Below are 14,190 nucleotides of genomic sequence, written 5' to 3' on the forward strand. Positions count from 1 at the left end.
CGTAAGTCGAAGCTAAACTGCCACCCATGAAGCTCGCGCACCTGTTCATACTCGGATCGGCCTGCCTCCTCATGGCGACGGCCGCCCAGGCCCAATGGCAATGGATCGATCAAAACAACAAAAAGGTCTTCAGCGACACCGCGCCGCCGCCGGACATCCCGGAAAAGAACATCCTTCGCCGCCCGGGGCCCGCCGCATCGTCGCGCGCCACATTCAGTCCCGCGCCCGCTGCCGCACCGGATGCCGGCGCCCAGGCCGCGGCCCCAGCCGCTGCGCCCCGCCCGGCCGGCAGCCCCAAGCCCGCCGGCGTGGACAAGGAACTCGAGGAAAAGGCCCGCAAGGCCGAGGAAGCCGAGAAGGCCAAGCAGGCCGCCGAAGCGCAGAAGGTGGCGCAGGCCAAGTCCGAGAACTGCCAGCGCGCACGCCAGGGCAAGGCCACCATGGACAGCGGCATGCGCGTCGCCCGCCTCAATGCGCAGGGCGAACGCGAGATCATGGACGACAAGATGCGCGCCGCAGAGAACCAGCGCCTTCAGTCTGTGATCGACAGCGACTGCAAGTAGCCCGCGCGACCGCCTCAGTACCCCGCCTTGCCGCCCTTGCGCCGGCGCGCGAAGAGTCCCGTCCCCCTCGCCCCCTGCTGCTTGAAGCGCTCGCGCCGCGCGAGCTTGGGGTCGACCGTGAGCGGGCGGCACAGCTCGATGCGGTCGAGCGACTGCACCGGCTGCTCCCATTCCGCGGCCCGGCCCCAGATGCCCGGCACGAGCGCCTGCCAGTCGAGTTGCGGATAGCGTGCGGCCAGGCTGCTCGCCAGCACCGCATCGCGCACCGTGGCGCCGTCGGCCACGCCGAGCACCTCTTCGAACACCTCGCGCGGGGCCGGCGAATACGCGACCGTGACCTGGAGCATCAGCAGTAGATGTGCTCGGCGCGCTTGACGAAGGCTTCGACCAGGTTGGAGGCGATCTTGTCGAACACCGGCCCAACCAGGGCCTGCAGCGCGAAGTTGTTGAAGCCGTAGCTGAGGTTCAGCTCGACACGGCAGGCCCGCTCGCCCTCTTCCCCCACCGGCGTGAACTTCCAGACGCCGTCGAGATTGGAGAAGGGCCCATCGACCAGCCGCAGATGCACCTCGCGTCCCGGCACATGGGTGTTGCGGGTGGTGAAGCTGTGGTGGAAGCCGCTGAAGGCGAGGCCGACCTCGGCTGTCATGCCTCCTGCGTCCTGCTCGATCACGCGGGCCTTGTCGCACCAGGGGAGGAACTCGGGATACTTCGTCACGTCGGTGACCAGCTTGTACATCTCCTCGGCGCTGTACCAGATCAGGATGGACTTGTGGACTGCTTTCATGAAAAACGAATGGGGGCTGCGTTCCATTGTATGAAGGCCGCCGCGCGCCGCCGCACAGCAGCCCCGTTCGGCACCGCTGCCTCATTTCATAGAATCGGGCGGGTGTGTGCGTTTGACGGTTGTATGGATGCCATGCGCCCCCAAATCACGAAGCCATGGCCACCAAAAAACAAGACACTTCCTCCCGGATCGCGGACAACAAGAAGGCCGCGTACAACTACTTCTTCGAGGAGCGCTTCGAGGCCGGCATGGTGCTGGAAGGCTGGGAGGTCAAGTCCCTGCGCGAGGGCAAGGTGCAGTTGACCGACGGCTATGTCGTGATCCGCGACGGCGAGCTCTTCGTCATCGGCTGCCAGATCAACCCGCTGAAGTCCGCCTCGACGCACATCAACCCCGACTCGGTGCGCACCAAGAAGCTGCTGCTGCACAAGGAGCAGATCAAGCGCCTGGTCGGCAAGGTCGAGCAGAAGGGCTACACGCTGGTGCCGCTCAACCTGCACTGGAAGGCCGGCAAGGTGAAGTGCGAGATCGCGCTGGCCAAGGGCAAGGCCGAGCACGACAAGCGCGACACCATCAAGGACCGCGAAGGCAAGCGCGAGGTCGAGCGCGCGATGAAGAGCCGCCACCGTTGACAGCGTCCCCCAAAGGAACCACCGCCATGGCAGCCCAACCCCTCGATGCCGAGCGAACCAACCCCCTGCAGGGCGGGCCCAGCTTCTCGCTGCGCAACAGGCTGCTGCGCGCCGCCTGGAACGTGAGCTGGGCGCTGCTGGCCTCCTGGACGCCGCCGCAGATGCGCTTCTGGCGCCGCTTCCTGCTCAAGCTCTTCGGTGCGCAGCTGGGCGAATCGAGCGACGTGCGCGGCAGTGCGCGCGTCTGGTATCCACCCCACCTGCACCTGGCCGACCGCGCCCTGCTGGCGGAGCGGGTGAATTGCTACAACATGGCACCGATCACGCTGGGGCGTGCCGCGCTGGTCTCGCAGGGCGCCCACTTGTGCGCCGGCACCCATGACATCGCCTCGGCCACCTTCCAGCTCACGGCCAGCCCCATCCGCATCGGCGCAGGCGCGTGGATCGCGGCGGAGGCCTTCGTCGGCCCCGGCGTCGAGGTGGGCGAAGGCGCGGTGCTGGGCGCGCGCGGCGTGGCCTTCCGCTCGCTCGAGGCCTGGACGGTCTACGGCGGCAATCCAGCCAAGGCGATCAAGCCGCGGGTGCTGCGCGCCGAACGCTGACGATGTTTTTTTCGCGGCGCCGGGAATAAGCTGCGGGTTTCCGGCGTTCATGCAGCAATGGACTCACGCGCGCTCATCGACCAGATCCCCAGCCTCAGGCGCTATGCACGCGCGCTGACCGGCGATGCCTGGGCGGCCGACGACCTCGTGCAGGACACGCTGGAGCGCGCCTGCCACAAGTGGCAGCTCTGGATCGTCGGCAGCGATCTGCGTGCATGGCTTTTCACGATCATGCACAACGTGTATGCGAGCCAGGCACGGCGCGCGCCGCCACCGCGCGCCATGGTGGACATCGACGAGGTCGCCGCGCAGATGCCCGGCGCGGAAGGCGCGCGCGACCGCGCCATCGACCTGCAGCGCTGCCTGCTGCTGCTGCCCGAGGAGCAGCGCGCCGCGCTGCTGCTGGTGGCTCTGGAGGACATGTCCTATGCGCAGCTGTCCCGCGTGTTGAACGTGCCGCTGGGCACTGTCATGTCGCGCCTCGCACGGGCGCGCGTGCGCCTGCAGGACCTGATGGAAGGCGCACCGCCGCCGGCGGCCGGCCGTCCCGGGCTGCGCCGGCTCAAGTGAAGGCAGTGCCGTGAAGCCGCCGTCCTCCTCGGCGCCCGACACCGACCAGCCCGCCTGGCGAGCCCAGCGTGACGCACTGCGCCGGCTGCACGGCGAGGTGCTCGACGAGCCGATTCCGCCTTCCCTGCTGGCGGCCGCGGAGATGGTCGCGGCGCGCCAGGACCAGCATGCGCGCTGGATGCGCTGGAGCGGCATTGCCGCCGGCCTGCTGATCGCTTTCGGCGCCGGCTGGCTTGGGAGCCTGGAGTGGACCCACCAGCGCCGGGCCTTGCTGGCCAGCGGGTCCGCGACCCAGGCGTTCGTGCATGCCGCCGCGGTGGCCCATGTCGTCTATGCGCCCGAGAAGCGCCATCCCGTCGAGGTCGCGGCGACCGAGCAGCAGCACCTGGTGCAGTGGCTCTCGAACCGGCTCGACAAGCCGCTCAAGGTGCCCGATCTGTCGGCCCAGGGCTACGCGCTGGTCGGCGGTCGTCTGCTGCCCGGCGGCGAGGGGGCCCGGGCACAGTTCATGTTCGAGCGCAGCGACGGCCAGCGCCTGACCCTCTACATCGGCAGCCTGGACGCCGCAGCCGCCCAACAGCCGCGGTCTGGAGAAAGCGCATTCCGCTATTCGCAAGAAGGCCCGGTGCCGAGCTTCTATTGGGTCGACCAGGGTTTCGGCTATGCGCTGACGGGCAAGCTGCCCCGGGAGGTGCTGCTCAGCCTGGCCGGCGCCGTGTACCGTCAGCTCTGATGAATGGCCAGGACGCAAGACCGCCCCGCCATTTCCAACCTGTTTGTTCAACCAAGGAGAAACTTCTCATGAGACTGCTCAGCGCTTCGATCCTCGCGGCCGCCCTGCTCGCCGGCTGCGGCGGCATGTCAAGAACCGCATCGGTGCCGGACGCGCCGACCCGCACCGCCGACGGCGTGCTGATCGGCCCCTCCGGCATGACGCTCTACACCTTCGACCGCGATGTCGCCGGCAGCGGCAAATCGACCTGCAACGGACCCTGCGCGACCAACTGGCCGCCCCTGATGGCAGCAGACTCGGCCAGGCCGATGGGCCCCTACACCATCGTCGTGCGCGACGACGGCAAGCGCCAGTGGGCCTACAAGGGATGGCCGCTCTACTACTGGGCCAAGGACACGAAGGCCGGCGACAAGACGGGCGACGGCGTCAACAACGTCTGGAAGGTCGCGCGGCCCTGACCGGCCCGCAGGGGTGCTGCGCTCAGCAGTTCCCCTTCTTGGCCTGCCCCGGCGGGCAGTGATAGCCGCCGTGGTGGCCGCCGTCATGGCCGCGATGGCCATGACGATCGTCGTGCCGGTCGTGCCGGTCGTGGCGGTCGTCCCTGTAGGCACGCCTTTCGGCACGCCGCCAGTTGGGCTCGGCCCAGCGCCAGCCTCCATCCGCCCGCACCCACTTGCCCGGCGCATAGACATAGTCCGGCCGCGCGCGCTCCCAGTAGCCAGCCCGCCAGCCATAGGCGCTCTGCTGCCATTGCCAGTTGCCGGGCACCCAGACGAAGCCCGAACGTGGCGCCGGCACGACCTCGTAGCGCGGCGCCGGCGGCGCCACTGCGATGAGGCCCGGCACGTTGATGTTGACCGATACCTGGGCCGAGGCCCCCAAGGATGCCGCAGCCGCCGCGGCAGCCAGCAGGAAGGCGGAAAGTCGCATCGCTATCTCCCTCATTGGATGAAAAGTCTTGAACGCGCCCGAGTTCGGGCGCGAAACAGGTGAAAGCCCGGATGCTACCGGGTTCCCGGCAGGGCCACGGCCGCCGCGCGCCGGTCGCGCAGCCCGAGCCATTCGTTGAACACCAGCGCACCGATCACTAGCGCGCCGCCGGCCAGCACGCTCGACGACGGCGCCTCGCCGGCACCGAGCCAGGCCAGGGTGATGCCGAAGATGATCTCCAGCAGCGCCAGCAAGGCCACCTCCGGCGCCTTCAGCACCCGTGCGCAGAGCACCGAGAGCACGCAGGGAATCGCCAGCTGGAACACGCCCAGGAAGGCCAGCAACGCCACGTCGTGCGTGTTGGCCTGGAAAGGCCAGGCCAGCGGCAGCGTGAGCAGCGAGGACATCGCGGCGCCCACCAGCACCGAAGGCACCAGGTCCACCTCGGTCCCCTTCGCATGGGCATGTTGCACCACGGTCCAGTTGCAGGCGCCGGCCAGCGGCACGCAGAGCGCCACCAGGGTGCCGGCCAGCAGCCCGTCGCCCAGCTGGGTGCCGTACATCCAGGCGATGCCGAGGCCGGCCACCACGATCGCCGCCCAGGTGCGCGGCGGCAGCCGCTGGCCGATGAAGATCCGCGCGGCAAGCGCAGTCAGAAGAGGCCCGAGCGCCATGGTCACGAGCACGTTGGCCACGCTGGTCAGCGTGAGCGCCACCATGAAGGCGGTGAACATCACGCACCAGCAGACGCCTGAGATCCAGAGCGCCCGGCCGCCCCTGCGGATCTTCGCGAACACGGCCCGCCCCTGCCAGACCGGCAGGATCACGAGCAGGGCCGCGAGCGTGAAGAAGCTGCGCCAGAAGGTGATCTCGAAGCTGCGCGCATGCTCGAGATGGCGCGTGACCACGCCCGCCGTGGCCCACATCAGGGTCACGGCGACCATCAGCCAGACAGCGCGGCCGTGCGTGAGCACCGTGTTAGACAGTGGCCTCGCGGCTGGCCCGCTTGCGCTCATGCTCCTTCAGGTGGCGCTTGCGCAAGCGCACGCTCTTGGGCGTGATCTCGACCAGCTCGTCGTCCTCGATGAACTCCACGCCGTATTCGAGCGTGAGGTCGATCGGCGGAGTGATCTTGATCGCGTCTTCCTTGCCGGACACCCGGAAGTTGGTGAGCTGCTTGGTGCGCGTGGCGTTGACCACCAGGTCGTTGTCGCGGCTGTGGATGCCGACGATCATGCCCTCGTACACCGGGTCGTTCGCCCGCACGAACATGCGGCCGCGATCGTCCAGCTTGCCCAGCGCATAGGTGAAGATCTCGCCGTCGTCCATGGAGATCAGCACGCCATTCTTGCGGCTGCCGATCTCGCCCTTGTGCGGCTCGTAGCTGTCGAAGATGTTCGAGATCAGGCCCGAGCCGCGCGTCAGGTTCAGGAACTCGTTGGTGAAGCCGATCAGGCCGCGCGCCGGAATGCGGTATTCGAGGCGCACGCGGCCGCGGCCATCCGGCTCCATGTTGACCAGTTCGCCCTTGCGTTCGCCCAAGGCCTGCATCACGCCGCCCTGGTGCTGGTCCTCGATGTCGGCGGTCACCATCTCGATCGGCTCGTGCCGCACGCCGTCGATGTCGCGGAACACCACGCGCGGCTTGGAGACGGCCAGCTCGTAACCCTCGCGGCGCATGTTCTCCAGCAGGATCGTGAGGTGCAGTTCGCCCCGGCCCATGACCTCGAACACGCCCTCTTCGTCGGTCTCCTTGACGCGCAGGGCCACGTTGTGCTGCAGCTCCTTCTGCAGGCGGTCCCAGATCTGGCGGCTGGTGACGAACTTGCCTTCGCGGCCGGCCAGCGGGCTGGTGTTGACGCAGAAGTTCATCGTCAGCGTCGGCTCGTCGACCTTGAGCATGGGCAACGGCGCCGGCGTCACCGGATCGGTGACGGTCACGCCGATGCCGATGTCGGCAATGCCGTTGATCAGCACGATCTCGCCCGGGCCGGCTTCGGTGGCCTGCACGCGCTCCAGCCCCTGGAATGTCAGCACCTGGTTGACCCGGCCCTTGAAGGACTTGCCGTCAGGGCCTTCCATCACGACCACATCCATCATGGGGCGGATGGTGCCGGCGTTGATGCGGCCGACGCCGATGCGGCCCACGAAGGTCGAGAAGTCGATCGCCGAGATCTGCAGCTGCAGGGGCGCATCCGGATCGCCGGCGTGGGCCGGCACGTGCTCGAGGATGGTGTCGAACAGGGCCGACATGTCAGGACCCCACTGCTCGCCCGGCGCGCCCTCTTCCAGCGACGACCAGCCGTTGATGCCCGAGGCGTAGACCACGGGGAAGTCCAACTGCTCGTCCGTTGCGCCCAGCTTGTCGAACAGGTCGAAGGCGGCATTGACCACGTGGTCCGGGCGCGCGCCCGGCTTGTCGACCTTGTTCACCACCAGGATCGGCTTCAGGCCCAGGGCGAGCGCCTTCTTGGTGACGAAGCGGGTCTGGGGCATCGGCCCTTCCTGGGCGTCGATCAGCAGGACCACGCCGTCCACCATGCTGAGCGCACGCTCCACCTCGCCGCCGAAGTCGGCGTGGCCGGGGGTGTCGACGATGTTGATGTGCATGCCCTTCCACGTCACGGCACAGTTCTTGGCCAGGATGGTGATGCCGCGCTCTTTCTCGATGGCGTTGTTGTCCATCACGGTGTCGACCACTTTCTCGTGCGCCGCGAAGGTGCCGGACTGGCGCAGCAGCTGGTCGACCATCGTGGTCTTGCCATGGTCCACGTGGGCAATGATGGCGATGTTGCGGATCTGATTGGTGCTCATGGTGTGGCTTCGGTCAAAAGTGTCTGCTGGATTTCGATGGGGTTCAGCAAGCGCCCCGGGATCAGTTCGCCGGCCTTCACGTGGGCCGTGCCGAGAAAGGCGGGCGGGGCCTGGCCGAAGACGGCGACCTCCGCTGCATCGGGCCAGGCGCCGCGGCGGCGCAGGCCCGACAGGAAACGTGCCGCATCTTCGGCGCAGAGCGTGACGCAGGTGTGGCCGGCGACCAGGGCCTCGGTCGGCAACAGCCGGGCGATGCGCTGCGCCTCGCTCATCGCCTCCAGCGCCTCCAGCGTGACGCACTGCGAGGCGTCGAAGCTGCCGGTGGCCGTGCGGCGCAAGGCGCTGAGATGGGCGCCGCAGCCGAGCGCCGTGCCGATGTCCTCGCCCAGCGTGCGGATGTAGGTGCCCTTGCTCACGCTGGCCCGGATGCGAATCTCTTGCGCCGACAGCTGAACGAGCTCCAGCGCGTGGATCACGACATCGCGCGCCGCGCGCTCGACCTCGATGCCTTCGCGGGCATACTCGTAGAGCGCCTTGCCGTCTTTCTTGAGGGCGCTGTGCATCGGCGGCACCTGGCGGATCGGGCCGGTGAACTTTGCCTGCACGCGCGCCAGGTCCGCGGGCGTAACGGCAACCGGGCGCTCCTCGATCACCTCGCCCTCGGCGTCGCCGGTGGAGGTCCGGATGCCCAGCCGGGCAGTGGCTTCGTAGGTCTTGTCCGCGTCGAGGTGCAGCTGGCTGAACTTGGTCGCCGCCCCGAAGCACAGCGGCAGCACGCCGCTGGCCAAGGGATCGAGCGTGCCCGTGTGCCCGGCCTTTTCGGCGCGCAGCAACCACTTGGCCTTCTGCAAGGCCTGGTTGCTGGACAGGCCCAGCGGCTTGTCGAGCAGAAGCACCCCATGCACAGGGCGCCGCTGCACCCTTGTGCGTGGCGCGTTCATCCTCAGTCTTCTTTGGAACGGGAGGCGACGGCCTGCGCGATCAGCGCATTCATGTCGGCGGCGCGCTCGGTGGTGCGATCGAACTGGAAATGCAGCGTGGGCACGGTATGGATGTGCAGCCGCTTGAAGAGGCCGTTGCGCAAGAAGCCGGCCGCCTGGTTCAGCGCCTCGGTGGTTTCCACCGGATCGCCCACCAGCAGGCTGAAGAAGACCTTCGCGTGCGCGTAGTCGGGCGTGACCTCGACCGCCTGGATCGTGACCATGCCCACCCGCGGGTCCTTCAACTCGCGCGCGATCAGCTCCGTCAGATCGCGCTGGATCTGATCGGCGACCTTGAAGGCGCGATTGGGGGTTGCGGCTTTTCTCTTGGGCATGGCCAGGATTCGTGACGCTTGGTGACGCCTTACAGCGTGCGCGCGATCTCCTTGATCTCGAAGAACTCCAGCTGATCACCTTCCTTGATGTCGTTGTAGTTCTTGAGCTTGATACCGCACTCGAAGCCTTCGCGCACTTCGCGCACGTCGTCCTTCATGCGCTTGAGCGACTCCAGCTCGCCGGTGTAGACGACAACGTTGTCGCGCAGCAGGCGGAAATGCGCGCTGCGGGTCACGTAGCCCGAGGTGACGTAGCAGCCCGCGACCGTGCCGATCTTGGACGCCACGAACACGGTGCGGATCTCGGCCGAGCCGATGACCTCTTCGCGTCGCTCCGGCGCCAGCATGCCGGCCATCGCCGTCTTCAGCTCGTCCACCGCGTCGTAGATGATGCTGTAGTAGCTGATGCCGACGTTGTTGCCCTCGGCCAGGCGGCGCGCGCCGGCGTCGGCCCGCACGTTGAAGCCGATGACCGTCGCCTTGGAGGCGATCGCGAGGTTGATGTCCGACTCGCTGATGCCGCCCACCGCTGCGTACACCACCTGCACCTTGACCTCATCGGTCGAGAGCTTGAGCAGCGACTGCGCGAGCGCTTCCTGCGAGCCCTGGACGTCGGCCTTGATGATGATGGGCAGCGTCTTGACCTCGGCGCCCAGTTCCGAGAACACGTTCTCGAACTTGGCGGCCTGCTGCTTGGCCAGCTTGGTGTTGCGGAACTTGCCCGCGCGGTAGGTCGCGATCTCGCGCGCACGGCGCTCGTCGCCCATCACCATGAACTCGTCGCCGGCCTGCGGCACCTCGGTCAAGCCCTGGATTTCCACGGGGATCGAGGGGCCCGCCTCCTTGGTCGGCTTGCCGTCTTCGTCCAGCATGGCGCGCACGCGGCCGTAGGTCGAACCCGCCAGCACCACGTCGCCGATCTTGAGCGTGCCGGACTGCACCAGCACGGTCGCGACCGGGCCGCGGCCCTTGTCCAGTTGTGCTTCGATCACCAGGCCCTTGGCGGCGGCATCGACCGGCGCCTTGAGCTCCAGCACCTCGGCCTGCAGCAGCACCTGCTCGAGCAGGTCGTCCACGCCCTGGCCGGTCTTCGCAGACACCGACACGAAAGGCGTTTCGCCACCGTACTCCTCGGGCACCACTTCCTCGGCCACCAGTTCCTGCTTGACGCGGTCGAGGTTGGCATCGGGCTTGTCGATCTTGTTGATCGCCACCACGATCGGCACCTTGGCCGCCTTGGCGTGGCTGATGGCTTCCTTGGTCTGGGGCATGACGCCGTCGTCCGCAGCCACCACCAGGATCACGATGTCGGTTGCCTGGGCACCGCGAGCCCGCATCGCCGTGAAGGCCTCGTGGCCCGGGGTGTCCAGGAAGGACACCATGCCGCGATCGGTGTGCACGTGGTACGCACCGATGTGCTGCGTGATGCCGCCGGCCTCGCCCGCCGCGACCTTGGTGCGGCGGATGTAGTCCAGCAGCGAGGTCTTGCCGTGGTCGACGTGGCCCATCACGGTCACGACCGGCGCACGCGGCAGCGCCTCGGCCTGCTGCGCCGACACGTCCTCGTCTGTGAAGGCTTCCGGATCGTCCAGCGCGGCGACGACCGCGCTGTGGCCCATTTCCTCCACGATGATCATCGCGGTGTCCTGGTCCAGCGACTGGTTGATGGTCGCCATCTGTCCCAGCTTCATCAACTGCTTGATGACTTCCGAGGCCTTGACGGCCATCTTGTGCGCCAGCTCGGAAACCGTGATGGTCTCGGGCACGTGCACTTCGAGCACGCGCGCCTCGACCGGCGCGGCCTGCACGCGTTCTTCCTGGCCGCCACGGTCATTGCCGCGACGCCCGCGCGGGCCGCCGCGCCAGTTGCCGCGGCCGACGCCGCCGCTGGCATCGCCGCGGGTCTTGATTTCCTTCTTCTTGGCGGTGTCGCCGGCCCAGCTCGAGGAGAGCTTGGCCGACTTGACTTCCTTGCCCGCACCGGGCGCCGCCGGGGCGCCGGGTGCGCCGGGCGCCGCCGTGCGGGCGGCCGGTGCGGCCGGCTTGTGCAGCGTTCCCTTGACGCCTGCGGCCTTGGCTTCCGGCGCCGGCTTCTCGGGTGCCTTGTGCGGGACCAGCACACGGGCCGGTGCATTCATCATGGCGCGAATGGCTTCGGCCTCGGCGAGCGCCTTGCGGCGGCGTTCGTCGAGGTCCTTGGCGCGCGCCGCTTCCTCGTCTGCACGGGCCTTCGATTCGGCGGCCGCCTTGGCCTTGGCGTCTTCCTTGACCTGGGCGGCAGCGGCCTCGGCGGCGGCCTTGCGGTCGGTCACGGCCGGGGCTTCCTCGGGCGCTTCGGGCGCGCCTTCGGTCACGGCGGCGGCAGCCTTCTCGGCCGCTGCCTTGGCACGCGCGGCGCGGGCAGCCTGCTCGGCCTGCTCGGCGCGCTCGACCTTCTCGCGCTCGCGCGCTTCGGCTTCCTCGCGCAGACGTCGCTTCTCGACCAGCTCTTCCTCCTGGCGGCGGATCAGCTCGGCCTGGCGGCGCGCCTCTTCCTCGCGGCGCGCGAGCTCGGCTTCGTCGATGCGCGGCGCGGCGGGCTCGGCAGCGACGGACTCCGGGGCGGCAGCGACCGCCTTCACCGGCTCAGGCGTGGCCGGGTGACCCTCGTCACGCTGGATGAAGGTGCGCTTCTTGCGCACCTCGACCTGGATCGTGCGCGCACGGCCAGTGGCGTCGGCCTGCTTGATCTCGGTGGTCGACTTCTTGGTCAGCGTGATCTTCTTGCGCTCGGGGTCGACCGTGCCATGGCTGGCTTTCAGGAAGCCGAGCAGGCGCTGCTTGTCGGCCTCGGTGAGCGCGTCGGTGACGGCAGCCTTGGTCACGCCCGCGCTCTTGAGCTGGTCAAGCAGGATTTCGGGCGTCTTCTTGAGCTCGTTCGCGAACTCGGCGACAGTGGTACTGGACATATTGCTTTCGTGCCTCCATGACCGTCACTCTTGGCCGGCGAACCAGTGTTCGCGGGCCTTCAAGATGAGGTTCTTGGCTTCATCGGCGCTCTGGCCGGTGATTTCGGTGAGTTCGTCGACCGCGAGGTCGGCCAGGTCGTCGCGCGTGTGCACGCCGGCATCGGCCAACTTCGGGATCAGGGCGGGGTCGAGGCCCTCGAGGTCGCGCAGGTCCTGCGAGACGCTCTCGACGTTCTCTTCCCGGGCGATTTCCATGGTGAGCAGCGCATCCTTGGCACGCGAGCGCAGCTCGTTGATGGTGTCTTCGTCGAAGCTCTCGATCTCGAGCAGCTCGGAGATCGGCACATAGGCCACCTCTTCCAGGCTGGTGAAGCCCTCGGAGATCAGGATGTCGGCGATTTCCTCGTCGACATCGAGCTTCTCCATGAAGAGCTTGCGGCTGGCGTCGGTCTCGCTCGCCTGCTTCTGGGCCGACTCGTTGGCGTCCATGATGTTGATCTTCCAGCCGGTCAGCTCGGAAGCGAGCCGCACGTTCTGGCCGCCGCGGCCGATCGCGATCGCGAGGTTTTCCTCGTCGACCACCACGTCCATGGCGTGCTTTTCCTCGTCGACCACGATCGAGGACACGTTGGCCGGGGCCAGCGCACCGATCACGAACTGGGCCGGGTCCTCGCTCCACAGCACGATGTCCACGCGCTCGCCGGCGAGCTCGTTGGTGACGGCGTTGACGCGCGTGCCGCGCACGCCGACGCAAGTGCCGATGGGGTCGACCCGCTTGTCGTGCGAGAGCACGGCGATCTTGGCGCGCGAGCCGGGGTCGCGGGCGCAGCTCTTGATCTCGAGCAGGCCCTGCTCGATCTCGGGCACTTCCTGGCGGAACAGCTCGATCATGAACGCGGGCGCCGCGCGCGACAGGATGATGGGCGCGCCGCGCAGCGTGAGGTCGACCTCCATGATCATGGCCCGCACGCGGTCGCCGTTGCGCAGGTTTTCCTTGGAGATCATCTCGCTGCGGCGCAGGCGACCCTCGACGCGGCCGGCCTCGACGATGATGTCGCCCTTGTCGAGGCGCTTGACGGTGCCGGTGAAGATCTTCTCGCCGCGCGACATGAAGTCGTTGAGCAGCATCTCGCGCTCGGCGTCGCGGATCTTCTGGAGGATGACCTGCTTGGCCGCCATCGCGCCGATACGGCCGATCGGCACCGATTCCACCGACTCCTCGATGTACTCGTCGACCTCGATGTCGGGCATCTCTTCCTTGGCCTCGAACAGCAGGATTTCCTGGTCGGGCAGCTGCAGGCCGGCTTCGTCGGGCACCACGTGCCAGCGGCGGAAGGTCTCGTAGTCGCCGCTGTCGCGGTCCACCGCGACGCGGATGTCCACATCGCCCTGGTAGAGCTTCTTGGTGGCTTGCGCCAGGGCGGACTCGACCGCGCCGAAGACCACGTCACGCTCGACGTTCTTCTCTCGCGAGATCGCATCCACCAACATCAACATTTCGCGATTCATGCCACCACTCTCCTTGTTCATTCCGACGCCGTCATGTCGGGTTTGGGCCTGCGCCCCTTGAAATCCACGATCGGGGCGAGCCGCGCCTCGCGCAGCTCGTCCAGCGTGAAGCCGAGCGCCTGCATCGGCGCGGGCGCGCGCTTCCTGCTGACTTTCTGACCGGGCTTCGGCGCCGTCTTTCCTTCGGGCTCCTGGTTCCAGACGATCTGCCAGCCCTGGGCGCCGTCTGCCCCTGCGACCCGCTCCAGAGTGCCGCGAAACTTCTTGCGGTTGGCCGCCACCTGGCCAGCCGCGGCGGCGCCCATGGGCGCCTTCAGCGTGATGTCGATCACCTCGCCGATGAATCGTTCGAAATCCTGCTCATTGCGCAGCGGCCGGTCAATCCCCGGCGAAGAAACCTCGAGCCGCTTGTAGTCGATGCTGTCCACCTCGAGCGCAAACTGCAGCTGGCGGGTGACCTTCTCGCAGTCCTCGACGGTGACGAAAGCCTCGGGCACTTCGGGCGCCACCGCATCCGATGTGGGGCCGCTCCAGGGCAAATCAATCGTGACACGCAGCAATCCTCCCGCCGAGCGTTCGATCTCGACCAGGTCGTAGCCGAGGCCGGCCACGGTTCGTTCCACTGTCTGCTGCAATGCCACGTGCTTGAGTGCGCCTTCTGCTTCTGTCTGTGTGTGCCCGGTGCGCCGCCCGCTCGGCGCTCCGGAAAAATGCTTCGACCAATAAAAAACGGGCGGTAAGTACCCGCCCGTTTGGTCGTGAGCCTCGAATTATATGCCAAACACGT

The 14,190-nt window shown here is 67.7% G+C and carries 16 protein-coding genes; 6 read left to right on the top strand and 10 right to left on the bottom strand.

The features are described 5' to 3' along the window. Positions 1-26: 26 nt before the first annotated feature. Positions 27-563 carry a DUF4124 domain-containing protein gene (locus AC3A6Y_RS17080; protein WP_487869418.1) on the top strand — a complete coding sequence of 179 codons (537 nt, stop codon included), beginning with the start codon at positions 27-29 and terminating at the stop codon, positions 561-563. A 14-nt stretch (positions 564-577) separates the two neighbouring features. On the opposite strand, the gene AC3A6Y_RS17085 is transcribed toward AC3A6Y_RS17080, so the two are convergent. Then, positions 578-910 (bottom strand): RnfH family protein, encoded by a 333-nt coding sequence (locus tag AC3A6Y_RS17085; protein WP_487869419.1) that lies wholly within the window; start codon positions 908-910, stop codon positions 578-580. Beyond that, positions 910-1,350, bottom strand: coding sequence for a type II toxin-antitoxin system RatA family toxin (locus AC3A6Y_RS17090; RefSeq protein WP_487869420.1), 441 nt, complete (start codon positions 1,348-1,350; stop codon positions 910-912). Before AC3A6Y_RS17090 ends, AC3A6Y_RS17085 begins: the two co-directional genes overlap by 1 nt. A 155-nt stretch (positions 1,351-1,505) precedes the next feature. Here AC3A6Y_RS17090 and smpB point away from each other — a divergent pair, with 155 nt between their 5' ends. The 5 genes from smpB (at position 1,506) to AC3A6Y_RS17115 (ending at position 4,345) form a co-directional block, all read left to right on the top strand. After that, positions 1,506-1,982 (top strand): SsrA-binding protein SmpB, encoded by a 477-nt coding sequence (smpB, locus tag AC3A6Y_RS17095; RefSeq protein WP_106556681.1) that lies wholly within the window; start codon positions 1,506-1,508, stop codon positions 1,980-1,982. Between the two features lie 26 nt (positions 1,983-2,008). After that, positions 2,009-2,584: an LbetaH domain-containing protein gene (locus AC3A6Y_RS17100; RefSeq protein ID WP_487869421.1), complete on the top strand. Its 576-nt coding sequence runs from the start codon at positions 2,009-2,011 to the stop codon at positions 2,582-2,584. 57 nt (positions 2,585-2,641) lie between these two features. Further along, complete coding sequence (locus tag AC3A6Y_RS17105; protein ID WP_487869422.1) at positions 2,642-3,154, top strand: sigma-70 family RNA polymerase sigma factor; 513 nt, start codon at positions 2,642-2,644, stop codon at positions 3,152-3,154. Positions 3,155-3,164: 10 nt separating this feature from the next. Then, on the top strand, positions 3,165-3,887 hold the full coding sequence (locus AC3A6Y_RS17110; protein ID WP_487869423.1) for an anti-sigma factor family protein: 723 nt from the start codon (positions 3,165-3,167) through the stop codon (positions 3,885-3,887). A gap of 68 nt (positions 3,888-3,955) precedes the next feature. Continuing rightward, the gene (locus AC3A6Y_RS17115) at positions 3,956-4,345 is read left to right on the top strand and encodes a COG4315 family predicted lipoprotein (protein ID WP_487869424.1); all 390 of its coding nucleotides are present in this window, start codon (positions 3,956-3,958) and stop codon (positions 4,343-4,345) included. A gap of 22 nt (positions 4,346-4,367) precedes the next feature. On the opposite strand, the gene AC3A6Y_RS17120 is transcribed toward AC3A6Y_RS17115, so the two are convergent. From AC3A6Y_RS17120 to rimP, 8 genes are all read right to left on the bottom strand, one after another. Then, positions 4,368-4,817 (bottom strand): hypothetical protein, encoded by a 450-nt coding sequence (locus AC3A6Y_RS17120; RefSeq protein ID WP_487869425.1) that lies wholly within the window; start codon positions 4,815-4,817, stop codon positions 4,368-4,370. Between the two features lie 74 nt (positions 4,818-4,891). Beyond that, positions 4,892-5,833, bottom strand: coding sequence for a DMT family transporter (locus tag AC3A6Y_RS17125; protein WP_487869426.1), 942 nt, complete (start codon positions 5,831-5,833; stop codon positions 4,892-4,894). Beyond that, the gene (gene typA, locus AC3A6Y_RS17130) at positions 5,796-7,631 is read right to left on the bottom strand and encodes a translational GTPase TypA (RefSeq protein ID WP_487869427.1); all 1,836 of its coding nucleotides are present in this window, start codon (positions 7,629-7,631) and stop codon (positions 5,796-5,798) included. Before typA ends, AC3A6Y_RS17125 begins: the two co-directional genes overlap by 38 nt. Further along, complete coding sequence (truB, locus tag AC3A6Y_RS17135; RefSeq protein WP_487869428.1) at positions 7,628-8,572, bottom strand: tRNA pseudouridine(55) synthase TruB; 945 nt, start codon at positions 8,570-8,572, stop codon at positions 7,628-7,630. Before truB ends, typA begins: the two co-directional genes overlap by 4 nt. A gap of 2 nt (positions 8,573-8,574) precedes the next feature. After that, positions 8,575-8,946: a 30S ribosome-binding factor RbfA gene (gene rbfA, locus AC3A6Y_RS17140; RefSeq protein ID WP_487869429.1), complete on the bottom strand. Its 372-nt coding sequence runs from the start codon at positions 8,944-8,946 to the stop codon at positions 8,575-8,577. A 29-nt stretch (positions 8,947-8,975) separates the two neighbouring features. Next, the gene (gene infB / locus AC3A6Y_RS17145) at positions 8,976-11,894 is read right to left on the bottom strand and encodes a translation initiation factor IF-2 (RefSeq protein WP_487869430.1); all 2,919 of its coding nucleotides are present in this window, start codon (positions 11,892-11,894) and stop codon (positions 8,976-8,978) included. A gap of 24 nt (positions 11,895-11,918) precedes the next feature. Then, positions 11,919-13,403 (bottom strand): transcription termination factor NusA, encoded by a 1,485-nt coding sequence (nusA, locus tag AC3A6Y_RS17150; RefSeq protein WP_487869431.1) that lies wholly within the window; start codon positions 13,401-13,403, stop codon positions 11,919-11,921. A gap of 17 nt (positions 13,404-13,420) precedes the next feature. Next, positions 13,421-14,044, bottom strand: coding sequence for a ribosome maturation factor RimP (gene rimP, locus AC3A6Y_RS17155; protein WP_487869432.1), 624 nt, complete (start codon positions 14,042-14,044; stop codon positions 13,421-13,423). Positions 14,045-14,190 lie beyond the last annotated feature (146 nt).

It is taken from the genome of Variovorax sp. Soil_C_17 (assembly GCF_057657265.1).